Origin of the sequence: Borrelia sp. A-FGy1 (assembly GCF_014084025.1) — a bacterium.
Classification (GTDB): Bacteria; Spirochaetota; Spirochaetia; order Borreliales; family Borreliaceae; genus Borrelia.
On record NZ_CP043688.1, the window covers coordinates 1 to 21789 of the forward strand.

Annotated in this window: 22 protein-coding genes; 7 read left to right on the top strand and 15 right to left on the bottom strand. The window is 24.6% G+C overall.

All coding sequences use genetic code 11. The features are described from left to right. Positions 1–267: 267 nt before the first annotated feature. Complete coding sequence (locus F0310_RS04835) at positions 268–933, bottom strand: Vsp/OspC family lipoprotein (protein ID WP_182117841.1); 666 nt, start codon at positions 931–933, stop codon at positions 268–270. A 1032-nt stretch (positions 934–1965) separates the two neighbouring features. Between F0310_RS04835 and F0310_RS04840 the strand changes: the two genes are divergently transcribed. Beyond that, positions 1966–2457, top strand: coding sequence for an oligopeptide permease-like protein (locus F0310_RS04840; RefSeq protein ID WP_182117842.1), 492 nt, complete (start codon positions 1966–1968; stop codon positions 2455–2457). Between the two features lie 661 nt (positions 2458–3118). Here the strand turns inward: F0310_RS04840 and F0310_RS04845 are convergent. From F0310_RS04845 to F0310_RS04865, 5 genes are all read right to left on the bottom strand, one after another. After that, complete coding sequence (locus tag F0310_RS04845) at positions 3119–3676, bottom strand: chromosome replication/partitioning protein (protein WP_182117843.1); 558 nt, start codon at positions 3674–3676, stop codon at positions 3119–3121. Positions 3677–3729: 53 nt separating this feature from the next. Continuing rightward, positions 3730–4491: a ParA family protein gene (locus tag F0310_RS04850; RefSeq protein WP_182117844.1), complete on the bottom strand. Its 762-nt coding sequence runs from the start codon at positions 4489–4491 to the stop codon at positions 3730–3732. Further along, the gene (locus tag F0310_RS04855) at positions 4467–5039 is read right to left on the bottom strand and encodes a DUF226 domain-containing protein (RefSeq protein WP_232535974.1); all 573 of its coding nucleotides are present in this window, start codon (positions 5037–5039) and stop codon (positions 4467–4469) included. The genes F0310_RS04850 and F0310_RS04855 overlap by 25 nt, the downstream gene beginning before the upstream one ends. Positions 5040–5049: 10 nt before the next feature. Continuing rightward, the gene (locus F0310_RS04860) at positions 5050–5985 is read right to left on the bottom strand and encodes a plasmid maintenance protein (RefSeq protein WP_182117845.1); all 936 of its coding nucleotides are present in this window, start codon (positions 5983–5985) and stop codon (positions 5050–5052) included. Between the two features lie 123 nt (positions 5986–6108). Next, positions 6109–7140 carry a hypothetical protein gene (locus tag F0310_RS04865; protein WP_182117846.1) on the bottom strand — a complete coding sequence of 344 codons (1032 nt, stop codon included), beginning with the start codon at positions 7138–7140 and terminating at the stop codon, positions 6109–6111. A 155-nt stretch (positions 7141–7295) separates the two neighbouring features. Between F0310_RS04865 and F0310_RS04870 the strand changes: the two genes are divergently transcribed. The 3 genes from F0310_RS04870 to F0310_RS04880 all read left to right on the top strand — a co-directional run bounded on the left by F0310_RS04870 (position 7296) and on the right by F0310_RS04880 (position 9984). Beyond that, positions 7296–7907, top strand: coding sequence for a hypothetical protein (locus tag F0310_RS04870; protein WP_182117847.1), 612 nt, complete (start codon positions 7296–7298; stop codon positions 7905–7907). 210 nt (positions 7908–8117) lie between these two features. Beyond that, positions 8118–9473, top strand: a complete 1356-nt coding sequence (locus F0310_RS04875; protein ID WP_182117848.1) for a protelomerase family protein — start codon at positions 8118–8120, stop codon at positions 9471–9473. Between the two features lie 82 nt (positions 9474–9555). Continuing rightward, complete coding sequence (locus tag F0310_RS04880; RefSeq protein WP_232535975.1) at positions 9556–9984, top strand: hypothetical protein; 429 nt, start codon at positions 9556–9558, stop codon at positions 9982–9984. Here the strand turns inward: F0310_RS04880 and F0310_RS04885 are convergent. The 4 genes from F0310_RS04885 to F0310_RS04900 all read right to left on the bottom strand — a co-directional run bounded on the left by F0310_RS04885 (position 9981) and on the right by F0310_RS04900 (position 15234). Beyond that, positions 9981–10262, bottom strand: coding sequence for an acylphosphatase (locus F0310_RS04885; RefSeq protein ID WP_182117849.1), 282 nt, complete (start codon positions 10260–10262; stop codon positions 9981–9983). The two genes, F0310_RS04880 and F0310_RS04885, sit on opposite strands and share 4 nt — an antisense overlap. A 77-nt stretch (positions 10263–10339) precedes the next feature. Continuing rightward, a complete protein-coding gene (locus F0310_RS04890) occupies positions 10340–11974 on the bottom strand; it encodes a PTS transporter subunit EIIC (protein ID WP_182117850.1) in 1635 nt (544 codons plus the stop codon). Positions 11975–12161: 187 nt separating this feature from the next. After that, positions 12162–13799 (bottom strand): PTS transporter subunit EIIC, encoded by a 1638-nt coding sequence (locus tag F0310_RS04895; protein WP_182117851.1) that lies wholly within the window; start codon positions 13797–13799, stop codon positions 12162–12164. Positions 13800–13983: 184 nt separating this feature from the next. Continuing rightward, a complete protein-coding gene (locus F0310_RS04900) occupies positions 13984–15234 on the bottom strand; it encodes an ankyrin repeat domain-containing protein (RefSeq protein ID WP_182117852.1) in 1251 nt (416 codons plus the stop codon). Positions 15235–15317: 83 nt separating this feature from the next. Between F0310_RS04900 and F0310_RS04905 the strand changes: the two genes are divergently transcribed. Beyond that, complete coding sequence (locus tag F0310_RS04905; protein WP_182117853.1) at positions 15318–15884, top strand: hypothetical protein; 567 nt, start codon at positions 15318–15320, stop codon at positions 15882–15884. Positions 15885–15892: 8 nt separating this feature from the next. Here F0310_RS04905 and F0310_RS04910 read toward each other — a convergent pair whose 3' ends face one another. Continuing rightward, the gene (locus F0310_RS04910; RefSeq protein ID WP_182117854.1) at positions 15893–16585 is read right to left on the bottom strand and encodes an ImmA/IrrE family metallo-endopeptidase; all 693 of its coding nucleotides are present in this window, start codon (positions 16583–16585) and stop codon (positions 15893–15895) included. A gap of 67 nt (positions 16586–16652) precedes the next feature. Here F0310_RS04910 and F0310_RS04915 point away from each other — a divergent pair, with 67 nt between their 5' ends. Both F0310_RS04915 and F0310_RS04920 read left to right on the top strand, forming a co-directional pair. Beyond that, positions 16653–17135 (top strand): hypothetical protein, encoded by a 483-nt coding sequence (locus tag F0310_RS04915; protein ID WP_232535976.1) that lies wholly within the window; start codon positions 16653–16655, stop codon positions 17133–17135. Between the two features lie 97 nt (positions 17136–17232). Continuing rightward, positions 17233–17685 carry a hypothetical protein gene (locus F0310_RS04920; RefSeq protein ID WP_182117856.1) on the top strand — a complete coding sequence of 151 codons (453 nt, stop codon included), beginning with the start codon at positions 17233–17235 and terminating at the stop codon, positions 17683–17685. A gap of 335 nt (positions 17686–18020) precedes the next feature. Here F0310_RS04920 and F0310_RS04925 read toward each other — a convergent pair whose 3' ends face one another. From F0310_RS04925 to F0310_RS04940, 4 genes are all read right to left on the bottom strand, one after another. After that, positions 18021–18542 (bottom strand): DbpA/DbpB family decorin-binding adhesin, encoded by a 522-nt coding sequence (locus F0310_RS04925; protein WP_182117857.1) that lies wholly within the window; start codon positions 18540–18542, stop codon positions 18021–18023. Between the two features lie 1889 nt (positions 18543–20431). Beyond that, the gene (locus F0310_RS05810; protein WP_232535977.1) at positions 20432–20572 is read right to left on the bottom strand and encodes a hypothetical protein; all 141 of its coding nucleotides are present in this window, start codon (positions 20570–20572) and stop codon (positions 20432–20434) included. 617 nt (positions 20573–21189) lie between these two features. Then, entirely contained in the window at positions 21190–21585 is a 396-nt protein-coding gene (locus F0310_RS04935) for a variable large family protein (protein WP_182117858.1), read from the bottom strand. A gap of 11 nt (positions 21586–21596) precedes the next feature. Next, positions 21597–21789, bottom strand: a 193-nt coding sequence (locus F0310_RS04940; protein ID WP_182117859.1) for a variable large family protein, incomplete at its 5' end; no start/stop codon positions are given.

The following is a 21789-nucleotide window of genomic DNA, read 5'->3' on the forward strand; positions in this document are numbered from 1 at the left end:
CTGTTTTATGAAGGAGTTGTACTAATAAAAAATATACTAGTATATTTTTTATTAGTACAACTCCTTCATAAAACAGTAAGCTTTAAACAGAACGCAAGAAAACTCAAAACTACATGAAAACCCTATCCCTATTATCACAAATACAAGTACTATACCTATATAACCATAAAAACTAAGAGAATCCTCTTAGTTTTAAGTTATTGACTTTATTTTTTCGGTTCTGTGTTACCTTATTAATTAAAATAAAACATAAATAATACTTGAAATTTATTTAGAACCTGTCTCTGTAACTTTACTAGACAATGCAGCAAGCTCTTTAAGTAAAGAATCTAATATTTTCTGAACATCTGCTACTAAAATACCCATAGCTGAGTTAACCTTTACAAGATCAGATGCCCCTTTATCTCCACTAGAATTACCTATCCTATCTATCGCCTCTTTAGCATGACTATCTGTAACGCCTTCCTTACCAAGGTCTGCAGATTTTGTTTTTATTTTCGCTAAGAAAGCCTCATTTTCTTTCTTAACACTCAAAATCTTTTCTTTTATTCCATCAAATTTTTCAGCTTTATTCTCTAATGCTTGCAACTTACTCTTCACACTAGACATCACTGTAAATGCTCCTGCAATTAAAGCTCCATTGTGATCTGCTTCAGCCTGAAGAGCATCATTACTACCAGTTTTTTTTCCAATAGCTTTAACAAGATTATCTATTGATCCAATTAAAACCTCTATTTCTTTAACATCTGAAATAAAGAGACTAACCTCTTTTATTTTATCAGACATTGCTTTTAAATCAACATTTTTTGATTGTGTTTTTTTTCCAGATGTACTTTCTTCATTACCTAAAGCTTCGCTTTCTGTTCCTGAATTATTACAAGATATCAATAAAAATAAAGTCATGAATATTGCACTTAATGTATTCTTCTTCATTAATTTGTGCCTCCTTTATGATAACATAATATATCAATAATTTAAATTTTCAACTTTTATATATAAATGATCATAAAAATTCTCTTATACCAATTAGTTTGTGTTATCTGCTCTATAATTATTAGACATAATCTTTACTTATATAAATTTCAAATATATCTTAATAATTATTCTATTTAATTTTTATCGAAAATAAATATTCAAATAATTTTCAAAAATTTTTAATAGTTTAGCTTATTCCATTCACACTTAATCTAATCTTGATCTCAGAAAATTTTTTGTTTATTATTATTTGTTTATTATTACAGGCAAAAAGTTAATTTGTTATTTTAGATTTACACAAAATAAATTTTTATACTTCAAATATAAACTTTATAATTAAAAATTGCTATTTTAGTAAAATTATGCTATTTAAGTATATATTATTAATTGAAACAAAAAATAAATTAAATGAATCCCATTTGCATAATAGCCATACCTGATTTTAATATTTCTAACTAAAATATATAAATTAATAACTTTATTTATTCCTTGTTTTCAAATTACATTATGATATCATTATTAATATAAAAATAAATTCATGAAATTTTTTACAAGTTATTTTCTCTTTTTTAAATAAATATCTCAAAAAATAATATAAAATTTTAAAAAAAGTGTAACTAATATAATTAAAAACTCAGTTATCTCATTTTTAATCTCTAAATGATTTAACTTACTTACAAATATTATATGGTAATAATAATTGAAGAATAATTTATACAAATACCATAAAATATAAAATCAAATTTAATGCTCAATAGTAAAAAATAATTATAATCTTAGCAAAAGTAATTATAAAAATAGAACTTATACTTACAAAAATAATCTTTAATTAAACTCTAATGCATAATAATTGCATAATAATTAAACATATTTTTATTGAATTTTATTTAAAAATAAAATTCAAAATAGTATCCAAAACTATTTACAAAAACTTATAAAATATATACTATAATATACTATATATTAAGCATGATACTAGAAGGAGAGGATATGTCATTTTCTTTTAAAAATTCAAAATCAACAAAGATATTTTTAGCGATCTTATTTGCATCATGTTCCTCTTTAAGGATAGAACATGATGAGTTCAATAGCAAATTAAGAGTGTATCAAAATTTAAGCAAAAACTGTGAAATAAAAGGTGTTTTTGACTATAAAAACAAGATAACTCAAATATTCTTATATACTAAATTCAGAAATCATAGCATAATAAGCCAAACTCCACTAAAGCTAACAGATGGAACTAAAATAGAAGGTAAGACAAGATATGAATATAATAACAATGCTTTTATTGGAAACTGGATTAACTATTCTTCATTCAGAATCAGCAAGTCTATTTTAGAAAAAATGCTAGAAGAAGAAGAGTACCTCTATAACAAAAAACATATTAAAATTCAAATCGGATTAGAAAAAATAAAAATTAACAAATCTAAACTTATAGATTTTCTATCTATGCTTAATGAAAATGAAAAAAAATACAATTAAATACAATTAAAAAATTAAAAAAATTAAAAATTTATTAAAGTAAAATTAATCATTGTTTCCCATCTTTAGCCTTTTTACAGTCAAATAACTAGTAAAACCAAATTAACTTTTTTATATTCTATAAAAAAATATAAAATTTAGACTATAATAGTTATAAATTTACAAACAAAAATATATTATGAATTTATACTTTATCAGTGATATATTTAAATTTAAATTGCATATAAATTAAAATAATTTTTAATACAAATTGATTCTTATCATAGATTTACATCATCATGTGTACATATAAAACACAAAAATATAAAATGTTAAGTCAAAATTTAAAGTTAGATATAAAATTAAATTTAAATAAAAACTCTTAAAATATAAAATAATAGACTTAATAAAATAAGATCCTATAAATTGGATAATTGAATAAATTGAATAAAATGACAAAGGCTACCATAGGTAGCCTTTATATTATTCTAATCAAACAATAAGAGTGAGACTTTAAATCTCAGTCTATAGAATAATTATAAACTATTTTATTTTTTTGTAAAGCCTTTTTATAGTTTTTATGTGATTTAAACCTAATTATAAATATTGACTTTTATTTATTAAATCTATATATCATTATATCATTACAAAACTAACATAAATAATTAGTTTCAATATATCTTCATTTATTTTTTCTTAAAGTATCGTATTTGTTTCTCATTTTATAAAAAATTTCCTTCTCATTCTTGTATATCTCTTTAAGTAAAAAACTAGCAAATTTTATATTAGATTTATAAAAAAGAAAACATTCTTCATCTTCCAATTGAAATCTTAAAGGCTTCAAAGAATTGATATTACTCTTGTTAATAACATTGCTGCTTTCAAGTACCTTAATGGCATAATCAATGCCTCTATCCAAAATTAGATCATAATCTATTTTACCGCTGTCAATCCCTGATACTAACTTTATGTACCTATATACAGAAGTTTTAGCTATTTTATAATCCCTTATAAATTCTGTAAAGCTTTTATATCCGTCAATAGCATAGTATTTACTTTCATTAATTTCTTTTAACACTCTAGCAGTTTCTATTTTATTATAAGATTCCTCTTTTATTAAAGCCTTAAGTTTTTCCTTTAATTCTAAATATCTTATTTCTCGTGTCTTATTCTTTTTTTCTATTTTACAGGCTTCTAAATCAATTCTTCTAACTATCTCTATTTTTTTAATCTTACTCATTGTATCCCTCTTTTAAGAGTAGTTCCAGATGGAACAAGTAGTTCCATCTGGAACTACTTGTTTATCTTGTCCAAAAATTTTTCCAATATTTCTTCATAAGCCTTATAATAATCTTCATTTGGATTAAAATTATCTCTATAAAAAATAGCTTTCCTTAGATTATCTCTCTTAGGCACACTTCCTAAAAAATTTTCCTTATATTCATTTTCAATAAACTCCTTTAATTCTTTATCTATATTCTGTCTTTCTATTAAATTCGTTATTAAATAAAATGTTGATAAATCATTTCTAAATATATCTTTCAACCTATTAGTCATTAAATCTAAGCTTTCAATTGCCCATTGGTCTGTTGGTAGGGGTATAATAAGATAATCAGTAATTATCAAACTATTATTAAGCAAACTTCCTAGGGTAGGTGCTGTATCCATAATGATAAAGTTATATTTAACCTGTATATAGCTTAAAAATATTTTGAGTAGGCTTTCTTTTAAAGATATGCTTTCTTCGTTAAATTGGCTTAATGTTAAATGACTTGCTATAAAATCAATGTTTTCACTTATATTTATAATTGCATTTTCAATATCTAGTTCTTTTTTTAAAACTTTGTATATGTTTACTTTTTTTATGTCTATGCTTTTGCTTTTTATAAGTTTAATATAAAAACTTGTACTACTTGCTTGTGGATCCAAATCAATTAGTAATATTTTATACTTTTTACTTGAAAGAATATTACTAAATAATAAAGCTGTTGTACTTTTACCAACACCTCCTTTAATTGAAGCTACAGTTACTATTTTTGATTTTTTTCTATCCATTTTAATATTCCCTTGTCTTTATTATATTTTTTTCCATAGAACTGATAAACTTCTTTTTCCAAATTTAAAGTTCTGCTTAACAAGGAACTGTAAAAATTTTTTCCCTTATTTTTTATCCTTAATAATGTATATAAACTCCTTAAGTAGCAAAAAACACTTCCTTTTTTAAATCTGAATTCAATATAAAATCCTTTTTTTATTCTATTAGTTTTTTTTTCTCCATTTTCGTTATAGTTTATGATAAATGGTTTTGGTAACTTTGTAAATCCATAATAGATTCCCATAAATCTATCTCCTTCTTTCACATGAAATAAATGTAAGCTTTCATATTGGCTAGGATCAAATACATTCCTAAAACATAGCCAAAATTTCCCCTTATTTGGTCTTGCTTTAAAATTGTTTATCATGCTGTAAATCTTTGTATGATACATTCTCTTGAGTTCTTTTTCTTCTATTTTTTTAAAAAATTTTTTATTCTTTTTTTCTAATTCCGCCTTTCTTGTCATTAATTTTTCTTTTAGTTCACGTATTGTTTTCTCTTTTTTCATCACTTTGTCTTTATCCACATATCTTTAAGTTTATAATATTTTTTATTAGTTCATTTGCCTTTTTTATTTTATTTGGATTATCTATATAGTTCATTTTTTGATCCTGTACTTTAACTGTATTTTTGTATATTTCTTGTTTTTTCGTTTTATTTTCATCCTTAAACTTTCCAACTATAGTATTAAAGTCTGTTTTTTTATTTCTTTTTGACATAAACCATATTTTGTTTTTCTTTTTTTTAAGAGTATTCTTGAAAAATCTTAACACTGCTATTTCTTCATATTCTATTAATTCTTCCATAAAATCTTTTAGATTCCATAATGTGTTTTTGTAGTTTAATTTTGTTTCTACAATTTGTTTCATTTCATTTAGGTCTTTTTCTTTTATACCCTTGTGCTTACTTAAGATGATTTTTTCTAATATTTTTTCTCTATTCTTTTCTGTTTCAATAATAGAATTCTTATTTTTATTATCTAAAACTTTTTCTTTACTTAATAGATGTGAAAATACATGATGTGAAATTTTAAATTTTTGGTTTTGTTCTTTCAACTTTTCTCTTTTAGTAGCTTTATTTCTTTCTTTTGCTTTTTTGCTTTTTCTTTCTATAAAGTAGGCTTTACTTATTGCTTTATTCGCTATCTTTTCAAGAGTTTTATTTATTATATAATGAGTAAAACTGCCATTATTCTTTCCAAGTGGATTGAAATCTGTTTTGAGTAGTCCAATTTTCTCAAAATTTTTGATATCATTTTGTATAGTCCTTTTTGTTACTTTTTTAAATCCTTTTTTTTCTAATATTGAATTTATCATTATGACTACATTTTTTAATGAATACTCTCTATTATTTTTAAAGTAGTTAAATCGTAACTTTTGAATTACCCAAAATACTTTCAGTCTTCTGTCAACTACTTTATTAAATGGCATTTTGCTGATCTTGTTTTGTTTCATTTTCAACTCCTATCGTTTGATTTTTATCTTTAAAATAATACTAACATTCTAGTTAAATGCTAGTAAAAAGTAAAGTATTTAGTTATACAATATTTTGAATTATAGAATATCTTTAAAATTTATTTACATTTTTTGAAGTGTTCTGATTGAATTGTTGATTTCCCTTAAAAAAATTAAGAGAAGTGGTTTATATATTTCAAATACAAAGTCTTTTTTTTCTCCGTAGGCTTTGAATTTAATTATATGATTATTATCAATGTTTCTTGACATATGAATTATGTCTTGTGGATTTAAAATAATGTTTAATGTTTCTTTTATTTCACTGTTTTCTATGCCAGTTCTTTCTAAATTTTGTATTTTTAGGTTTTTGTTGTTGTTGTCGTATATAGAATGTAATAGATACCATTGTTTAGAGTATAATGTTATATTTAAAAATAAAATGTTTAAATTTTCATCTGGATAATAGTTTGAAATTATGAATATTTTATAATCTTCTTCTGAACTAATTGGTTTTTCAAAGAAATGAGGAATTTCCATACTATATACATAGTATTTATTAAAGTCATCGTATTCTTCTTTAAGTTTTGTTTTTTCAATCTCTTTTATTCTTTTTTCTACTCGTTTTTCAAAGAAGATTTTTGAAACTTTTTTTTCTTTTTCAAAGTCTTTTATAAATTCTGTTATATATCTTTTTTCTATTTTAATTGTGTGTTCTAGTTTAAAATTGTCCTTGAATTTTATATCAATATAACTCCCTTTACTGGTATCATGTATTTTATTTAGTAATTCTCTTGAATTGATTGGATGAATTATAAATTTGCTTTTATTAAATGTTGATTCTATAGATATTGTTGCATTATATTTTTGATAGTTGAACTTTCTTTTATTTATTAAAATATCTACGATATTGGGATTTAAGTTTAAGCCTTTCTTTTGGATATATATTACCATTTTAAATTTTTCTTCTTCTGTTAGTGGATTATAAGCACCTACAATAGATAGTTTATTATCATAGTTTCTACTTATAACAGAATCTTCTTGATAATTTATATTTCCTGTTATATAGTTTGTGTTATGGAAATTGAAGTTTTCATTTGGAATAGAATAGCATCCTGTTATTAAAAATAATGTTAAGTTGAACTTATAATACTTCATAATTATATTCATTAGGTATAATTTTATATTATTTTGTTATAATGTTGTAGGTATTCTAAATTGTTTCATGTGTTTTAAGCTGGGTTTTCTTTTTTATAAGAATAAATTTTTGTATTGGTAAATCTTTGAAGGAAGAGTATAAGAAGTTTTTATATTTGATTTGTATTTTTGTTCTTTGTTCATGTAATTTTGAGGTAACATCAAAATTTATAATGTCTTTGGAAGATGCAATAGAATTGGAAATTTCGGGTTATGAAAGCTTTAGTAATAATAAGATTAAAACCCGTGTTCATTTTAAAAATTATTTTGATTCTGTTAAAGATATTAACGGGTATTCTTATTATTTTATATTAGACAAGGCGAAAGACCGGGTTATTATGCAAATCAGGCTGTATTCAAAGATGGTGAGTTTATTAGATTATAAATTTGGCTTTATTTTTGATTTTGGGTTTAAATTGAGCTTTTTGAATATTCATTCTGGTTCATTTGATTTTAAAGTTGAAGAAATTCTAAAAAGTAAGAGCTATATTAGAGATAATTTTGATTTAGAAGATATTAACTTAGAATCTTCTTATGCTTTTAGTTTAAAACAGATAAGAGAAATTAACCATGAGTTTGAAGTTAGAAATCATATAAGTGATATTAATTCAAGTACAAGTGATATTATGTATTTTGTGGGAGGATCCAAATATTCTGTTTTAAAAGAATCATATATTGTTTTATATTATTATGTTTTTAAGGCTATTGAGAGATTTATGCAATATTAAAAAGCTTCATTATCATTGATAGTTGTCGATAGTTGTTACATTAAAATCTATTTTAGCCTTATTTTGTTATTACAGTAGAGGTTATTTAAATTATTGTAGTTTTTGTTAAGTACAAGTAATTAATATATTTTTCTATTTTTAGTTCGAATTGGTAATATAATAGTTAAAATTGATATTTCTTCTTATTTATTCTTGTATAATTTGTTTAGTATGGCTTTGAAAGTTAATATAAAAATAATTCTAGATACTTTTAGAAAAAATCTGGAGGAAATATATGCTAGGTATTTAAATAATAAGATTTCATATTTTAATTTATATAAAAATCTAAAATCACTTGCAGAAGAACATAAGAATATTCTTCTAAGAAAAGATAAATTTACTAACCTTTCAATAATATTAAATCTTTCTAAAACTAGAAAGATAATAAAAGAGTATATTAATCTTTCTGTTATTGAGGAGATAAGAAAGAAAAATAAGCTTTTATTTTTTTGGACTCCTAGAGAGGTTAAAGAGCTTTCTAATATTGATATAAAAGATTTGTGTAAGATAGAAGAATTAATAGTTTCTCATAATTTATTATATAGAAAAGTTTATTTTGAAGACTTTTTAGTCTTGTTTAAAAATCCTGAGTGGTTAAATAATTATTCACATCATTATAGAATTGCAAAAATTAATAGATATAGAAAAAATCAAATACCGATTAAGATAAGCTTAAATACTTATATTGAAATAATAAATATCTTATTAACTCAGAAAAAAGATGTTAGATTGAAGTTTTATGGTGTGTTGATGGCAACAGGGAGACGTCCGGTTGAGATAATGAAGATATCTGAATTTTATATAGAAGATGGAAGGCATATTTTAATGAAAAATATTGCCAAGAAAAAAGAGAATAATTTAATCCATCAGATTGTTTTTCCTACTTTTGTTGATTCTCGTTTAATTATTGATTCTATAGGAGAGATAAGATATATGGAGAGAACAGGAAAACTTTCAAAGGAAATGATATCTTCCAATCTTGCTTATAGTTATAATAGAATGTTTAGAAAGATTTTTAAAGATATATTTGAACCGGAAGAATCTGTTTATTTTTGCAGAAGACTTTATTCTAGATTTTCTTATTTTGCATTTGCTCCAAAGAATATGGAGTTGAATTTATGGATAACTACTGTTTTAGGGCATGAACAAGATGATATAATAACAGCTTTTCATTATAATCGTTATGTTTTAGAAAATTTAGATGACAATGTTGATATTAGTTTATTAAGATTAATTAAAAGGCGTATATACACATATATTAAACGTAAGACCACATATTCTGTTATCACTATGCAAAAAGTAAATTTGCTCATAGAAAGATGTGATGTTAGGCAGGATAATTATGTTAAAACTTTACACGTGATTAGAGATATAATGATAAAGGATAAATTAGAGGAGCTAGAAATGCTTAGAGGCCTTAACGTTAAAATTCGTAAAATGTTCAAGCAAAAATATGGCTATAATTATAATTATACAAAACTTAGTGAATATTTATCTGCAATATTTGAATATACTATAAAGAGATAATATAAAATTAATTAAGTTTTTGATTTGAAATTAATTAAATCTTTTAGTTCTTTTTAGAATAGCTTTATTTGTAATATATTTAATGGATATGAAGACAGGATTTTTTTATTTTTTTAAGAAAGCTTTAAATGTTAAAAATAATAAGATGATTTATGTCTCTCATCTTTATGATAATTTATTAACAATTGAACCAATGCAAAAGTGGCTAAAGGTTTGTTTTAAAGACTCTAAGAGAGGTAGAAAATATTTTTTTCTTTTTAATAGAACCAAATTAAATGGTGACTTTATTTCTTGTAATTTTTTGAAGACAGAAATCAATTATGGACTTGATATTAAATTTTCTGATGGGAATCTGAATATTTTTTGTAGAGATAGAAAGTCTTTAGAGTTTTTGAAGTTTAGAGTTGAACATTTTTTTAAGTTGGGATCAGGCTGTCTGAGTTTAATGGATAAGAAAAATAATAAATCTAAAATAGATAAAGTGAAAGCAACTTTTAAACATAAAAATTAGTAGTAAGTCCTGAAATCTTTAAAAATGAATGGATATTTTTCATCTAGAATTTTTTTATCAATTTTTTTAATTTTTGAGTAACCATTTCCTTTCTTTAAGGTATTTTCAAATGATTCCATTTGGTTTTTATTATCAAATAGTGCTACTATTTCTACTCTTCCGTCATCCAGATTTTTAACAAATCCTTTAATTTCCATTTTAATTGCATTTTGTTCCGCGAAAGCTCTAAAACCTACACCTTGTACTTTTCCAGAAAAAAAGTATTGATACTTATACATATCCTAGCTCCTTCTTTTGATATTTTAAAAGAAGAGCTTTTAAATTGCTCTTCTTTTTTTATTTATGTTCTTATTTTTTATGTGATTTTATCTATTTCCATTCTTATATTATCCGATAGTCCACCAAATATAATTTGAACAGCGTTGCCTTTTTTCAACATTCCACTTGCTCCTAGAACTTTAAAATAGGCTGCAGACTTTACTAATTCTATCTTGTTAACATTTACTCTTAGTCTTGATGCACATGCATCGAGGTATGTAACATTACTCTTCCCTCCAAGTCCTTCTAGTACCTTTCTGGCTGTATCTGCTATTCCTATTTTTTTAGAACTTGTTATTGGTTTTGCAACATCAATTTCTTCTTCGTTATCTTCTCTTCCTGGTGTTTTTAGATTGAATTTTAAGATTACAAATTTAAAGATGAAGTAGAATCCTATAAAGTAGAAGATTCCAATAATAGGAATCATGATCCAAGATGTTTTTCTATTTCCTTGAAGTATTCCAAATAGGAACATATCAATAAATCCCCCAGAGAATGTTAGACCAACCCCTATATTGAAAAGGTGAGCTAATAGGTGAGATAGCCCGAATAAGGGAACATATACGAAATAGTAAAGAACAGGAGCAGCGAATAGGAATGCAAATTCAATAGGTTCTGTAATACCGGTTAACATTGATGTAAAGCTAGCAGATAGTAATAATGAAGCTACAGTTTTTTTGTTCTCATTTCTTGATGTATGATACATAGCAAGAGCAGCTCCAGGTAATCCAAAAATCATTACTATGAACTCACCACTGAAAAATCTTGTGCTTCTTGCAACTTCGAAATGAGTAGTATTAGGATCTGCAAGTTGTCTAAAGAAGATATTTTGTGCTCCAGAAACCATTTCTCCGTTAATTTCCATTGTTCCACCAACAGATGTTTGCCAGAATGGCATGTAAAATATGTGGTGAAGACCAAATGGAATTAAAGATCTTTTTATTGCTCCATATGCAAATGAACCAAAAAGCCCAGATTTTTCTACAACTTCTCCGAATGAAGACATTATTCCTTGGATGAATGGCCAAGTGAATGTTAGAATTGTACCTGCTACAAACATTACTATTGTAGTTATAATTGGAACAAATCTTGATCCTCCAAAGAAAGCTAAAAATGTGGGTAATTGGATATTATAGAATCTGTTGTGTAAAAATACCGCAATAAATCCTGCTACCATTCCTCCCAACACGCTCATTTGAAGAGAAAAAATACCGAGTACATTTGTATATTCTTGGCTTTTTGCAATTGCATCTACTTCAGGCATTCCAAGGGATTTAAGTGCTTCTACGTTTACAGTTGAAGTAGTAATTCCTTGAATAAATAAAACTCCATTTATGGTTTGATGCATAACTAAGAAACCAACAACTCCAGCAAGAGCAGCCGTTCCTTTTTCAACCTTTGCAAGCCCAATTGGGATTGCGGCGGCAAACATTAAAGGCAAATTAGCAAAGATTATCTCTCCCGTATATTTCATTAAGTGTAAGATTGAACTTGTTATAGTTCCTTGTCCAAGTATTCTTTCAAGTCCATAGGCTTGAATCATTGTTTCATTTGTAAAAGCACCTCCAATACCTAGCAAAATACCAGCTGCTGGTAGAAGAGCTATTGGTAACATAAAGGCTTTTCCAACTTTTTGTAATGTTGTGAAAATAGATCCTGACGATGTTGTCATAACATTTTCCCCCTCTTTATCAGTTATTTTTGTTAAATTAAGATTTATTTAATTAATAATTTTAATTAAATAGACTAATTAATATTAACAATATTTGTCAGTCTTGTAAATAAATTTGAAAATAAAAATTTACAAGACAAAAAAGTAACTTCAATTAAAAGTAATTGACATTATTACATTATTATAATTATAATCCTTTAATAATTTTTTCTACTTCTGTATTGACATTATCTGAGACAACTCCAAATATAATTTGTAATCCTTCTTTTTGCCTAATAATTCCTTTAGCTCCAAGATCTTTGAAGAAATCATCATCTTTAATAAGGTTCATATCGTAAACTTCAACTCTGAATTTTGTAATACATGCACTATGATATTTAATATTAGAATTTCCTCCAAGTCCCTCAATAGTTTTTGCTGCAATTTCTCTTAAGTTTTCAAGTATTTTTTTTGAGCTTGTTTTTGTTACAGTAACTCCATCATCTTCTCTTCCCGGAGTTTTAAAATTGAATTTGACGATAGCCCATTTAAATACAAAGAAGTATATGAAGAAGTAAGGTATTCCAATGTAAATTATGTTTATCCAACTTGTTCTTTCATTTCCTTGAAGTATGCCGTAAAGGAAGTAGTCAATAAATCCATCTGCAAATGTTACTCCTACTCCTACATTTAGAAGATGCATAAGTACAAAACCCATTCCATACATGAAAACATTAAACCCAAAGAATAAAATAGGGGCTGCAAATAAGAAAGTAAATTCGATAGGTTCTGTTATTCCTGTTAAGAATGATGTAAATGCTACTGAACTAAGAAAGGATGCCATTTCTTTTTTTCGTTCCGGTTTTGCCACCCACCACATAGCAAGAGCAGCTCCAGGTAGTCCAAATGCATGTCCTGGCCATTTTCCAACCCAAAATCTTGTTCCCTTTGTGACTTCAAAGTGTCCCGAAAAATTAGGATCTGCAAGTTGTGCGAAAAATATTTTTTGTGCTCCAGAAACCATTTCTCCGTTAATTTCCATTGTTCCACCAAGAGGTGTTTGCCAGAATGGCATATAGAATATGTGGTGAAGCCCAGTTGGAACTAATGCTCTTTCTATTGCTCCAAATAAGAATGAACCTAAATATCCAGACTTTTCTACTAGCATGCCAAGCATAGCAATTACACTTTGGATAGGTGGCCAAACAAAAATAAGTAGTATACCGACAATTAACATTATTGCAGTTGTAATTATTGGAACAAATCTTGTTCCTCCAAAAAATGCTAGGAATTGGGGTAGTTTAATATCATAGTATTTATTGTGAAGATATGCAGCAATAAATCCTGAAATCATGCCCCCAAGTACTCCTATTTGAAGAGTGTACATTCCAAGTACATGTGTATATTCAAATGATTTTGCAACAGCTTGAGCCTCTGTTAATCCTATTTTTATTAAATATTCAGGGTTAGTTGTTGCTGAAGTTATTCCTTTTATAGTAAGTGCACTGCTTATAGATTTGTGCATAACTAAGAAACCAATACCACCTGCAAGACCTGCAGCTCCTTTTTCTACATTGGCAAGTCCAATTGCAATACCTAATGAGAATATTAATGGTAAGTTTTCAAATACTACTCCACCAGTGTCTCTCATTACTGATAAAATAGTATTTAGGATTGTACCTTGACCCAGAGTATTTTCAAGTCCATAGGCTTGAATCATTGTTTCATTGGTGAAAGCACCTCCAATACCTAGTAAAATACCAGCTGCTGGCATAATGGCAATAGGAAGCATGAAAGCTTTACCAATTTTTTGCAAAATAGCAAACTTATTTGAAGCAGTAACCATAATAAATCTCCTTTGATCACTCTTAAGTTAAATTCATTTTATATAAAAAATATTAAATAATTAAATCTTATTTAAAGCCTTTAATTATTTGTGTTTTAAGTATATCATTAATAAAGATTTTTATAAAGACATTATTAATTAAAGTAGTTGCATATTTTTATCTTGTTAGCTACAAAATTGAATGCTATTTGTTTGTAATAGCCTTTAGGTATTGATATAGCATACTGTTTTTAGAGGCATAATCTAGTGGTAATTTTTTGAAAGAATCTTTTATATTTGGATTTCCTCCTTTTTCTACTATAGATTTAATTAAATCTATATCATATTCTTTAATTATCGCAATATGAAGAACAGTTTTAGATTCTGTATCTACTAGATTAATATCAAAATTTTTTAATATCATATACTCTATTATATTTTTTGATTTTAAATTTATAGCGTAAGTGAATATAGGACTTCCATTAGAAAGTATTGTATTTAGTGAAAAATTTTTTTGATTTTGTTCTAAAAAGTTTTTAAATTCATTTAAATTGTCATTTTTTATTAGTTCCTGTAACTTATGTTTTTTTTCAATATATGATTTATATTCATTTTTAATTTTAATACTTTTTAAGAAGTTATCTTTATTTTCTTTTAAATCTATGTAATAAGGAATAGTATCAATATTATTTTTGTAATAATCAATAGGAGTTTTACTATTGTTTGAATCAAGGTAGTAAATGTCTAGTATTTCTTTAAAATAATTGTTATTATTTTTAATAAGGACAAATTTAACTTCATATTCTTTATATTTTTTAAATGGAATTAGGTTATAACTTTTGTCATAAAATAGCAAATCTGATATTTTCCCTTTTAGATCTTTGATTATGGGAACTATATTCCCATCCTTATCAACGCTTATGTCTGATATTTTGTTATTTAAAAAAGGAAGTTTATATTTGTTATATATTGGGAGAATTTTTTTTTCTAATATTGCAATCCTATTTTTAATGTCTATATTCATTGATTTAATATAATTATTATAGTTAGTTTTAATGTCATTTGGTGATTTGTTGATATTTTTTGAATACTTTTCAAAAGTAGAATTAAATATTGTATATATTGGCTTCACTTGTGACATTAATTCCATTTTTATTGGTTCTTTAAGGTTTGAAAGATATTTTTTTAAAAATATTTCGTTTATTTTGTGTATTTCAAAGAAATCTTTTTCAAAATCATTTAAGTTTTCTAATAATTGTTTTTCTGAGAAATAATAAGATAGATTAGAGCTGATTATAAAGAATACGAATAAAGTTAAATAATATAAAAAGTTTAATTTTTTAAGTTTTCTCTTAATTTTTTCTCTTAAGTTTTTGTTAAAAATAGTAAAAGATATAATTCCTATTATGATATACCCAAAGAATATAAAGATTATCTGTAGTATATAATTGCTCATTTAAATCAACCTTTTTATATTATATCAAATATAGATATATTTTATTTACTTTACTTTTCTAAAAAGTTATAATTAGCTTCTCTATGCGATTATTTTCAAATTTTGTTTATCTATTTATTATTTTTTTGTTTTTTTTAAGTTGTTCTACAGTTTTATTAGACGGATATGACAAAGAAGATGATTCAGACTTGTTAACTTTAAAAAAGTTGATGGTTTATCCTGAACTTAAAATTTCAAATTTTGATATTAAAATTTATGAAAAATTAAAAAATTATCATGAGCATAATTTTGAAATTTTAGGAAGAGAAAATGAAAATTTTGTTTATCTTTCGGAAGATAGCTATAGAGAAAATATGAAATATATTAAAGAGCTTTTTTTTTATAATAAAAAATTATATAAAATTCTTCTGGCATATAGCTTAGTACAAGGTTCTCCTTTCAAATCAGAAATGTTTAAGTATTTAAAGAAACATAATATTAAAGAAAATTTTTCTTTAGGAATAAGATTTCCTACATATAAAATATGCATTGATGGTAATAATTGGATTTTGATTAAAAAAGATTTTTTAGACATGGTTATACAGAATAAGAATAATTTATTTATTTCTAATCGAATAATGGAAAATGTAGTTAAAATATTTTCTAAGTGATAATCAATTTACTCTAACTCTTCAAATATTTTTTTTATAGTTTCCTTTCTTCTGATTTCTCTTTTTTCTAAGTCAATTGCAATTGATTCTTTTAGTTTATCTATATTTTGGAGTAAAAGTTCTGTGTTTTTCCTTTTATTTTTGCTATTAATTTTTAGTATCTTTTTTTGTTTTATGAATTTTTCAAATTTATGAATATCTTTAAGCATGCTTAACTTAAAATGTATTATGTTTTCAGATACTTGAAATTCTTTTGCCATTATTCTTTGGGGATATTGTATTGATTTGTATTGAGGTATTTTCAGTTTTAGAGTAGTTGTTGGAATTAATAAATTAGTTGCAAATATGTTAGCTTTTGTTGTCATATTGTTATCTTGTATACTAAATGTATCTGTTATTTTTGATAGATTTAAAATTTTGTGTTTATGCATTAAATAATGTCCTAGTTGCTTTGCAATTTCAAATCTTTTAGTAATAAGAGGCATTGATTCATTTATATATATGGCTTTTTTATTTGGTTTAATATAAGCAGAGAATTTTTTATACTTATCTTCAAATGCAATTTCAAATACTTTAAGTCCTTCACCTATTGCAATCTTTATTATTGGAACTGGGATAAGTAGTACAGAATATTTTGAGATTATATAGTTAGAATAAATATAAGGTATTTTAACATAGACATTAAATTTATTAGAATTCATTAGATGTAAATATTCTCCTTTTTATATTTTATAATATAATCTAGTTATGAGGTATAGGTTTTTTTGTTTGTTTTGTTTTTTTTCTTGTAGGACTTTAGACATTAATGAAATTTTTGATAAAAAATTTCATAAAATAGAAAGAGCTCATTATTTTCTTTATTTTTATCCAGATAGTCAAGTTTATATCAAGAAAGATAAGGCTACTAATAATTTTTCTGTATTTTTAAATGTTATTCTTGATTCTAGCTTGAATTTAGATAATTGTTATTTGAAGCTAGTCCAAGATGATAATTACATTGGAAATATTGATATTTCTAAAGTAGTTAGTATTGGCAATTTTAAGTTTTTATATATTAATATTGATAGAAGAAATGCTGATCTTATTTTAAGAGCTTTGAATCCTTATAAAAAATTATCTTTTATATTAAATAGTAATTCTTATCAAGTTTGGACTAAGGGAACTCTTAAATATGATGCTAGATTTGTTGATGTTAATTTTAAGAGTACTAGAGATACTCTTAGATATGCTCTTGATAGTAATATTTTATAGAAATAATAGTGTTATTTATAACTTATATAACTATGTGTAGCAGTTAATTATTCTAATAAGTTATGTTTTAAGTTAAAATGTTTTGTTTATGGGATTTATGAAAATATTTTACGATCAATGTTTTATTTTTTTATTTTTTATGTTTTCTTGTATGTCTTCTTGCTCGACTCTTTGTTTGGAAAATATCGAGGGGTTAAGCAAGGATTCAAAGTATATTAAATTTATTTTTTATAAAAATAAGGTGTCTTTAAGACATTACTTTACTATTTCTAGTAAGATAAATCTGAGATATAAAGAGCCATTATTTTTAAAAATTGGTAATAACATTGTAGCTTCATTTTTGCTTGAACGATATAGAAGAATCAGTGATAAATATATTCAAGCTTTTTTTAGTGTTGGTAAACATATTTCTTTAAAGGCATATTTAGAGTGCATTAAAGCTAGGAAATTTTTTATTATAAATAGCTCTGGAATAGTTATTAAAACTATTGTATTTTCTAAACTGCCAGATAGTGAAGATATTTTACATCAAAACAATAAGATTGTTTGAGATATCCATTTTCATGTTTTATTTATTTCTGTTTTATCTATTATATACCTTAATTATAAATATTATATATTTTAGAGAAGGCTGGAAGAGTTTAATTTTTTGAAATTAAGCTATTTCTATTTGAATTCAATTATTTAAGATGTTTTATGTTTTGTTTGAGCATAAACTTATAAGGTTCTGTTTTTTTCTATTCCTATTTAATTTTAATAACAGTTATTTGTACTTTTTTAAGTTCTTGAGTACTGAGTACAAATAACTGCATATATTGTTTACTTATTGTTAGTTTAGAAAATTAAACTAAATTTATTTATTTTTTTAGTTTTCATTTTTTTTCTTCAGCTTCTTTTTTTTTCTTCAGCAGGTTTTTGTTTTTCTTTAACAACTTGTAATTTAGCAAGTAGTTTTTCATGAACATTGTTTATTGATTCATATGAAGTAGAAGCTTTTCCATCAGCAGCCATTTTAACAGTAGCTGTAGCTTTTTGTATTCCAATTTTTTCCATAGAATTTGCTACACTTAGAATTGTATGATATATTTCTGAAAATTGTTTACCAGTACCTTTTTCTTTTAATTCTTCTATAGCTTCTTTTATTGAGCTTAGAAATTTTTCGCCAACTTCAATGACTTTAATTTTGACTGCTCGTATTTTAGGATCACCAACTTCTTTGCTGCCTGTCTTATTTGATTCTTTTAAACTTTCAATGGTAAGTCCAGATTCTTTGACAATCTGATCGATTTTATTTTTAGCATCATTAGAAGAATCGTATACTTTTGTTTTTAAGTGAGCTGGTAGCATGCTACATGATGCTATTAAAATGAGAATTGAAGTTATTTTTAGCATTTTTGACTTTGACATAATTGTCTCCTTTTATTTTGTTTTTATTTAAGAAAGCATATCTCACTAATTATTAGACTACAGAATTAATAACATTTTTATTATTAATAAATTTAATAAATTATCAATAATTGTAAGTTTGTAAGTCTTTATATTTTATATAAATCTTAAAAAATTCATATAAAAATAAGAATATAGTTTTTATTTTAAATAAATAGGATCTATACTATAAATTGGTATCTATAAATAAATATAAATATAAATATAAATATAAATATAAATATAAATAGAAATTTTATTTTTATAAGTAAAAAAGTTATTTATATTTCACATTTTTTATAAAAATAAGAATGGTCTTTTATTGAAGATTTATAGTTTGAGTTATTTAAATACTTGTTTTTTGATAAGCATTTTTTTTGATAAGCATTAATAAGTAATAAATAATTGATTTTTATTAATACATATTACAAATAAAATAGAATTAGCTTTTCTATAAAGCTGAGCTAAACTTACTTTTTAAGTTAATCAATAACGGAGGATTATTTATGGCATTAATAATAGTATATTCTTGTTTAACTGTATTTATAGCATATTTTTTTAGTGAAATAAAGAAGCTTATTTTAAATTTGATATCTATTGAAATTTTTTTCCAAGGTTTGTATTTGCTCTTTGAAATTTTTACTTTGATTTTGTATTTATTAATTAATAACAAAGCCTACAAACTTACTGCTATAGGATTATTAGTTAGTTTCTGTGTGATTATCTTCTTTCAATAATAAAGAGAATAAGATAATAAAGATATTCATGTAGAAATTTAATGCTTGAATTCCTACATTATAATAATGATTATCAATTGATTATTATATCGATAATGAAAAATAATGAAGAAATTATTAAATTTAATTTTATTTATTGATTTTAGGAAGTGGGATTTTGATATTTTAAAATTTTATCTAAAGAAAAGTTAAAGTACTTTTATATCATATATATCATAGTAGTTACTTATATCATATATATCATAGTTAGTTACTAGTTTTTCTAGGTAAAATTTTTACTGAAATGTAAGATTCCAAGCCAGTTTTGTTAAGAAGTCTATGAGTCAGGGTAAATTAATCACGATAATCAGATGATTAAAAGACTTGTTGATTTTATTAATTTTGTTAGTACAATTGCACAATTAATAGCAAATAATAGTAAAAATAATTTTTCTTTTTAAACTAAAAATAATAAAATAAAATAAAAATATTTAAAGATATTAAGGATTTTAATTTTATAAAAATTATTATATTTTTCGTATATATATTAATAATTTATTTTCTATTAGTATACTTGTAGTCCGTACTATATAATAAATTAATTAAATATTAATTAATTAAAAATCAACAATTTCTAGTTCTAATTTAATAAGTTAACATTATTATTAAATTATTAAAAAGATTATTAAAAAGCCACATCCATAATATTTAACTATTAGGATATGACTTGAAGAATTACATTAAGTTGCGACCAATAAGTCGCTCACACCATATTTATAAGTTTGATTATTTAGATATAAACTCTATAAAACTCTACAAACGTATCTATAAACGTATTTAAAAGAATTGCTTGAATTGATTGCTAAGAATACACTCAAATCTTTTTAACACACAACTACTTTTTCTTATAAAGACTTTTTTCATAATCCCTCTCCTCAATTGAAATTTGTTTAAAGTCAAATTTAATCATATAATAAATTTTTTGTCAATATGTCTCAACAATAATAAGTTAGAATATTGTAACAATAAAAGATTTTTGAATTTCTCTATTTTCTATATTCATACATCATTTATACATCAAATAATATTAAAATAATATTAAGTTTAACTTAACACTTAAAACTAAGAGTAACAAAAAATATTTTTTAAACTTTGTCATTCTTTTATTATTAATTTTCTAAATTTGGGCATTTTTCCCCTAATTTCTCTTTTTATTTCGAATTTATATTTTTCATTATTTTTAAATGATAATAAGCTAAGGGTTAGATACCTTAAAAAATCTTCAGGAATTAACATTATATTCCCCACTCGTATATAACATTCTAGAACTTCTAACTTATATCTTAAATGACTTTTTGTAATTTTATAGCTGAATTTACTTTTCAGGACTTCTTGTGCTTCAGAAACTTTGTAAAAAGAGTGCCCTTCTATCATCCTCATAAAGTTAAATATAAACATAATTAACAAATAAAAAAACTTCAAAAATGAACACTCTATTTTGTAATATAGAATATTGAATTTTTAAAATATTGAATAATACTTAAAATTGAAATAAAAGCACCTTTTTAAAGGTAATTAGTAATTAATAATTTGTTTTTATTGATTGACATAATAAATATTATAAAGATTAATTTCTTCATATAGAAAAGATTAATTTCTTCATATAGAGTAGAAGTGTTATTTTAAGGGAACTTTTACCTTCTTTTAAATTTATATAACACTAAAAGATAGATAATTCTTTTATAGATAATTCTTTTAGTGTTTGTTATCGACTTTCCTACCTCTCCGTTTTGGGAAAGTCGATTTTAAATTTTAGAAAATTAATTCTAAATTGTTCTAAATTGTTAAATTAGTATAAGTATTATTATGTGATTATCTGTTTTTTCTGTGCTTACTTCGTTTTTTACTGCTTTTTACTGCTTTGTTTTTACATGGTTTTCATTGCCCCCTAAAGCAAAAGATACTGCTGTTGTGCCTGCTGTTGCGGCTGATGATAGTGCTTTGTCGCCTTCTTTACTAGCTAGTACTGCTGCTAGTGTTTCTTCTCCTGTTACTTTTGTTACTATTGCTAAGGCTTTGCTTGCTTCTCCTGCTGCTAGTCCTTTGCCGCCGCTCTCTGTTGCTAGTATTGCAGCCCCGTCTTTGTCCGTGCTGCCTACTGTTGCACCGCTTGCTTCTGCTAGCTTAATGCCTTGCTTTTCTGCTACGTCCTTGATTTTCTTTAGTGCGGCTAGTGCTGTCTTTATTGCATCGTCTTCTGGTTTGGCTCCCTGCTGATCTCCTGATCCTTTTACTTCAGTTACTTTCACGCAAGCTACTTTCACGCAGTTACTTTCTCGCTGCCGCTTTTAACAGATCTTCCCTTGCTGTTGGCTGTTGCTAGTAGCTTTCCACTTGCGTTAAGGCCTACTGCTTGTGCTGCTGTTTTTGCGTCATTTTTGTGTGCTAGCTTTCCGTTTTTAAGTAAGGATCTTAGGGCTATTCCTCCTGTTACTGCTGCTGCTTTTGCGTTT

Bases quoted from the DNA above. Each gene is read 5' to 3' on its own strand.
- F0310_RS04835 (WP_182117841.1), bottom strand. From the start codon at position 933: ATGAAGAAGAATACATTAAGTGCAATATTCATGACTTTATTTTTATTG.
- F0310_RS04840 (WP_182117842.1), top strand. From the start codon at position 1,966: ATGTCATTTTCTTTTAAAAATTCAAAATCAACAAAGATATTTTTAGCG.
- F0310_RS04845 (WP_182117843.1), bottom strand. From the start codon at position 3,676: ATGAGTAAGATTAAAAAAATAGAGATAGTTAGAAGAATTGATTTAGAA.
- F0310_RS04850 (WP_182117844.1), bottom strand. From the start codon at position 4,491: ATGGATAGAAAAAAATCAAAAATAGTAACTGTAGCTTCAATTAAAGGA.
- F0310_RS04855 (WP_232535974.1), bottom strand. From the start codon at position 5,039: ATGAAAAAAGAGAAAACAATACGTGAACTAAAAGAAAAATTAATGACA.
- F0310_RS04860 (WP_182117845.1), bottom strand. From the start codon at position 5,985: ATGAAACAAAACAAGATCAGCAAAATGCCATTTAATAAAGTAGTTGAC.
- F0310_RS04865 (WP_182117846.1), bottom strand. From the start codon at position 7,140: ATGAAGTATTATAAGTTCAACTTAACATTATTTTTAATAACAGGATGC.
- F0310_RS04875 (WP_182117848.1), top strand. From the start codon at position 8,118: ATGGCTTTGAAAGTTAATATAAAAATAATTCTAGATACTTTTAGAAAA.
- F0310_RS04880 (WP_232535975.1), top strand. From the start codon at position 9,556: ATGGATATGAAGACAGGATTTTTTTATTTTTTTAAGAAAGCTTTAAAT.
- F0310_RS04885 (WP_182117849.1), bottom strand. From the start codon at position 10,262: ATGTATAAGTATCAATACTTTTTTTCTGGAAAAGTACAAGGTGTAGGT.
- F0310_RS04890 (WP_182117850.1), bottom strand. From the start codon at position 11,974: ATGACAACATCGTCAGGATCTATTTTCACAACATTACAAAAAGTTGGA.
- F0310_RS04895 (WP_182117851.1), bottom strand. From the start codon at position 13,799: ATGGTTACTGCTTCAAATAAGTTTGCTATTTTGCAAAAAATTGGTAAA.
- F0310_RS04900 (WP_182117852.1), bottom strand. From the start codon at position 15,234: ATGAGCAATTATATACTACAGATAATCTTTATATTCTTTGGGTATATC.
- F0310_RS04905 (WP_182117853.1), top strand. From the start codon at position 15,318: ATGCGATTATTTTCAAATTTTGTTTATCTATTTATTATTTTTTTGTTT.
- F0310_RS04910 (WP_182117854.1), bottom strand. From the start codon at position 16,585: ATGAATTCTAATAAATTTAATGTCTATGTTAAAATACCTTATATTTAT.
- F0310_RS04920 (WP_182117856.1), top strand. From the start codon at position 17,233: ATGAAAATATTTTACGATCAATGTTTTATTTTTTTATTTTTTATGTTT.
- F0310_RS04925 (WP_182117857.1), bottom strand. From the start codon at position 18,542: ATGTCAAAGTCAAAAATGCTAAAAATAACTTCAATTCTCATTTTAATA.
- F0310_RS05810 (WP_232535977.1), bottom strand. From the start codon at position 20,572: ATGTTAATTCCTGAAGATTTTTTAAGGTATCTAACCCTTAGCTTATTA.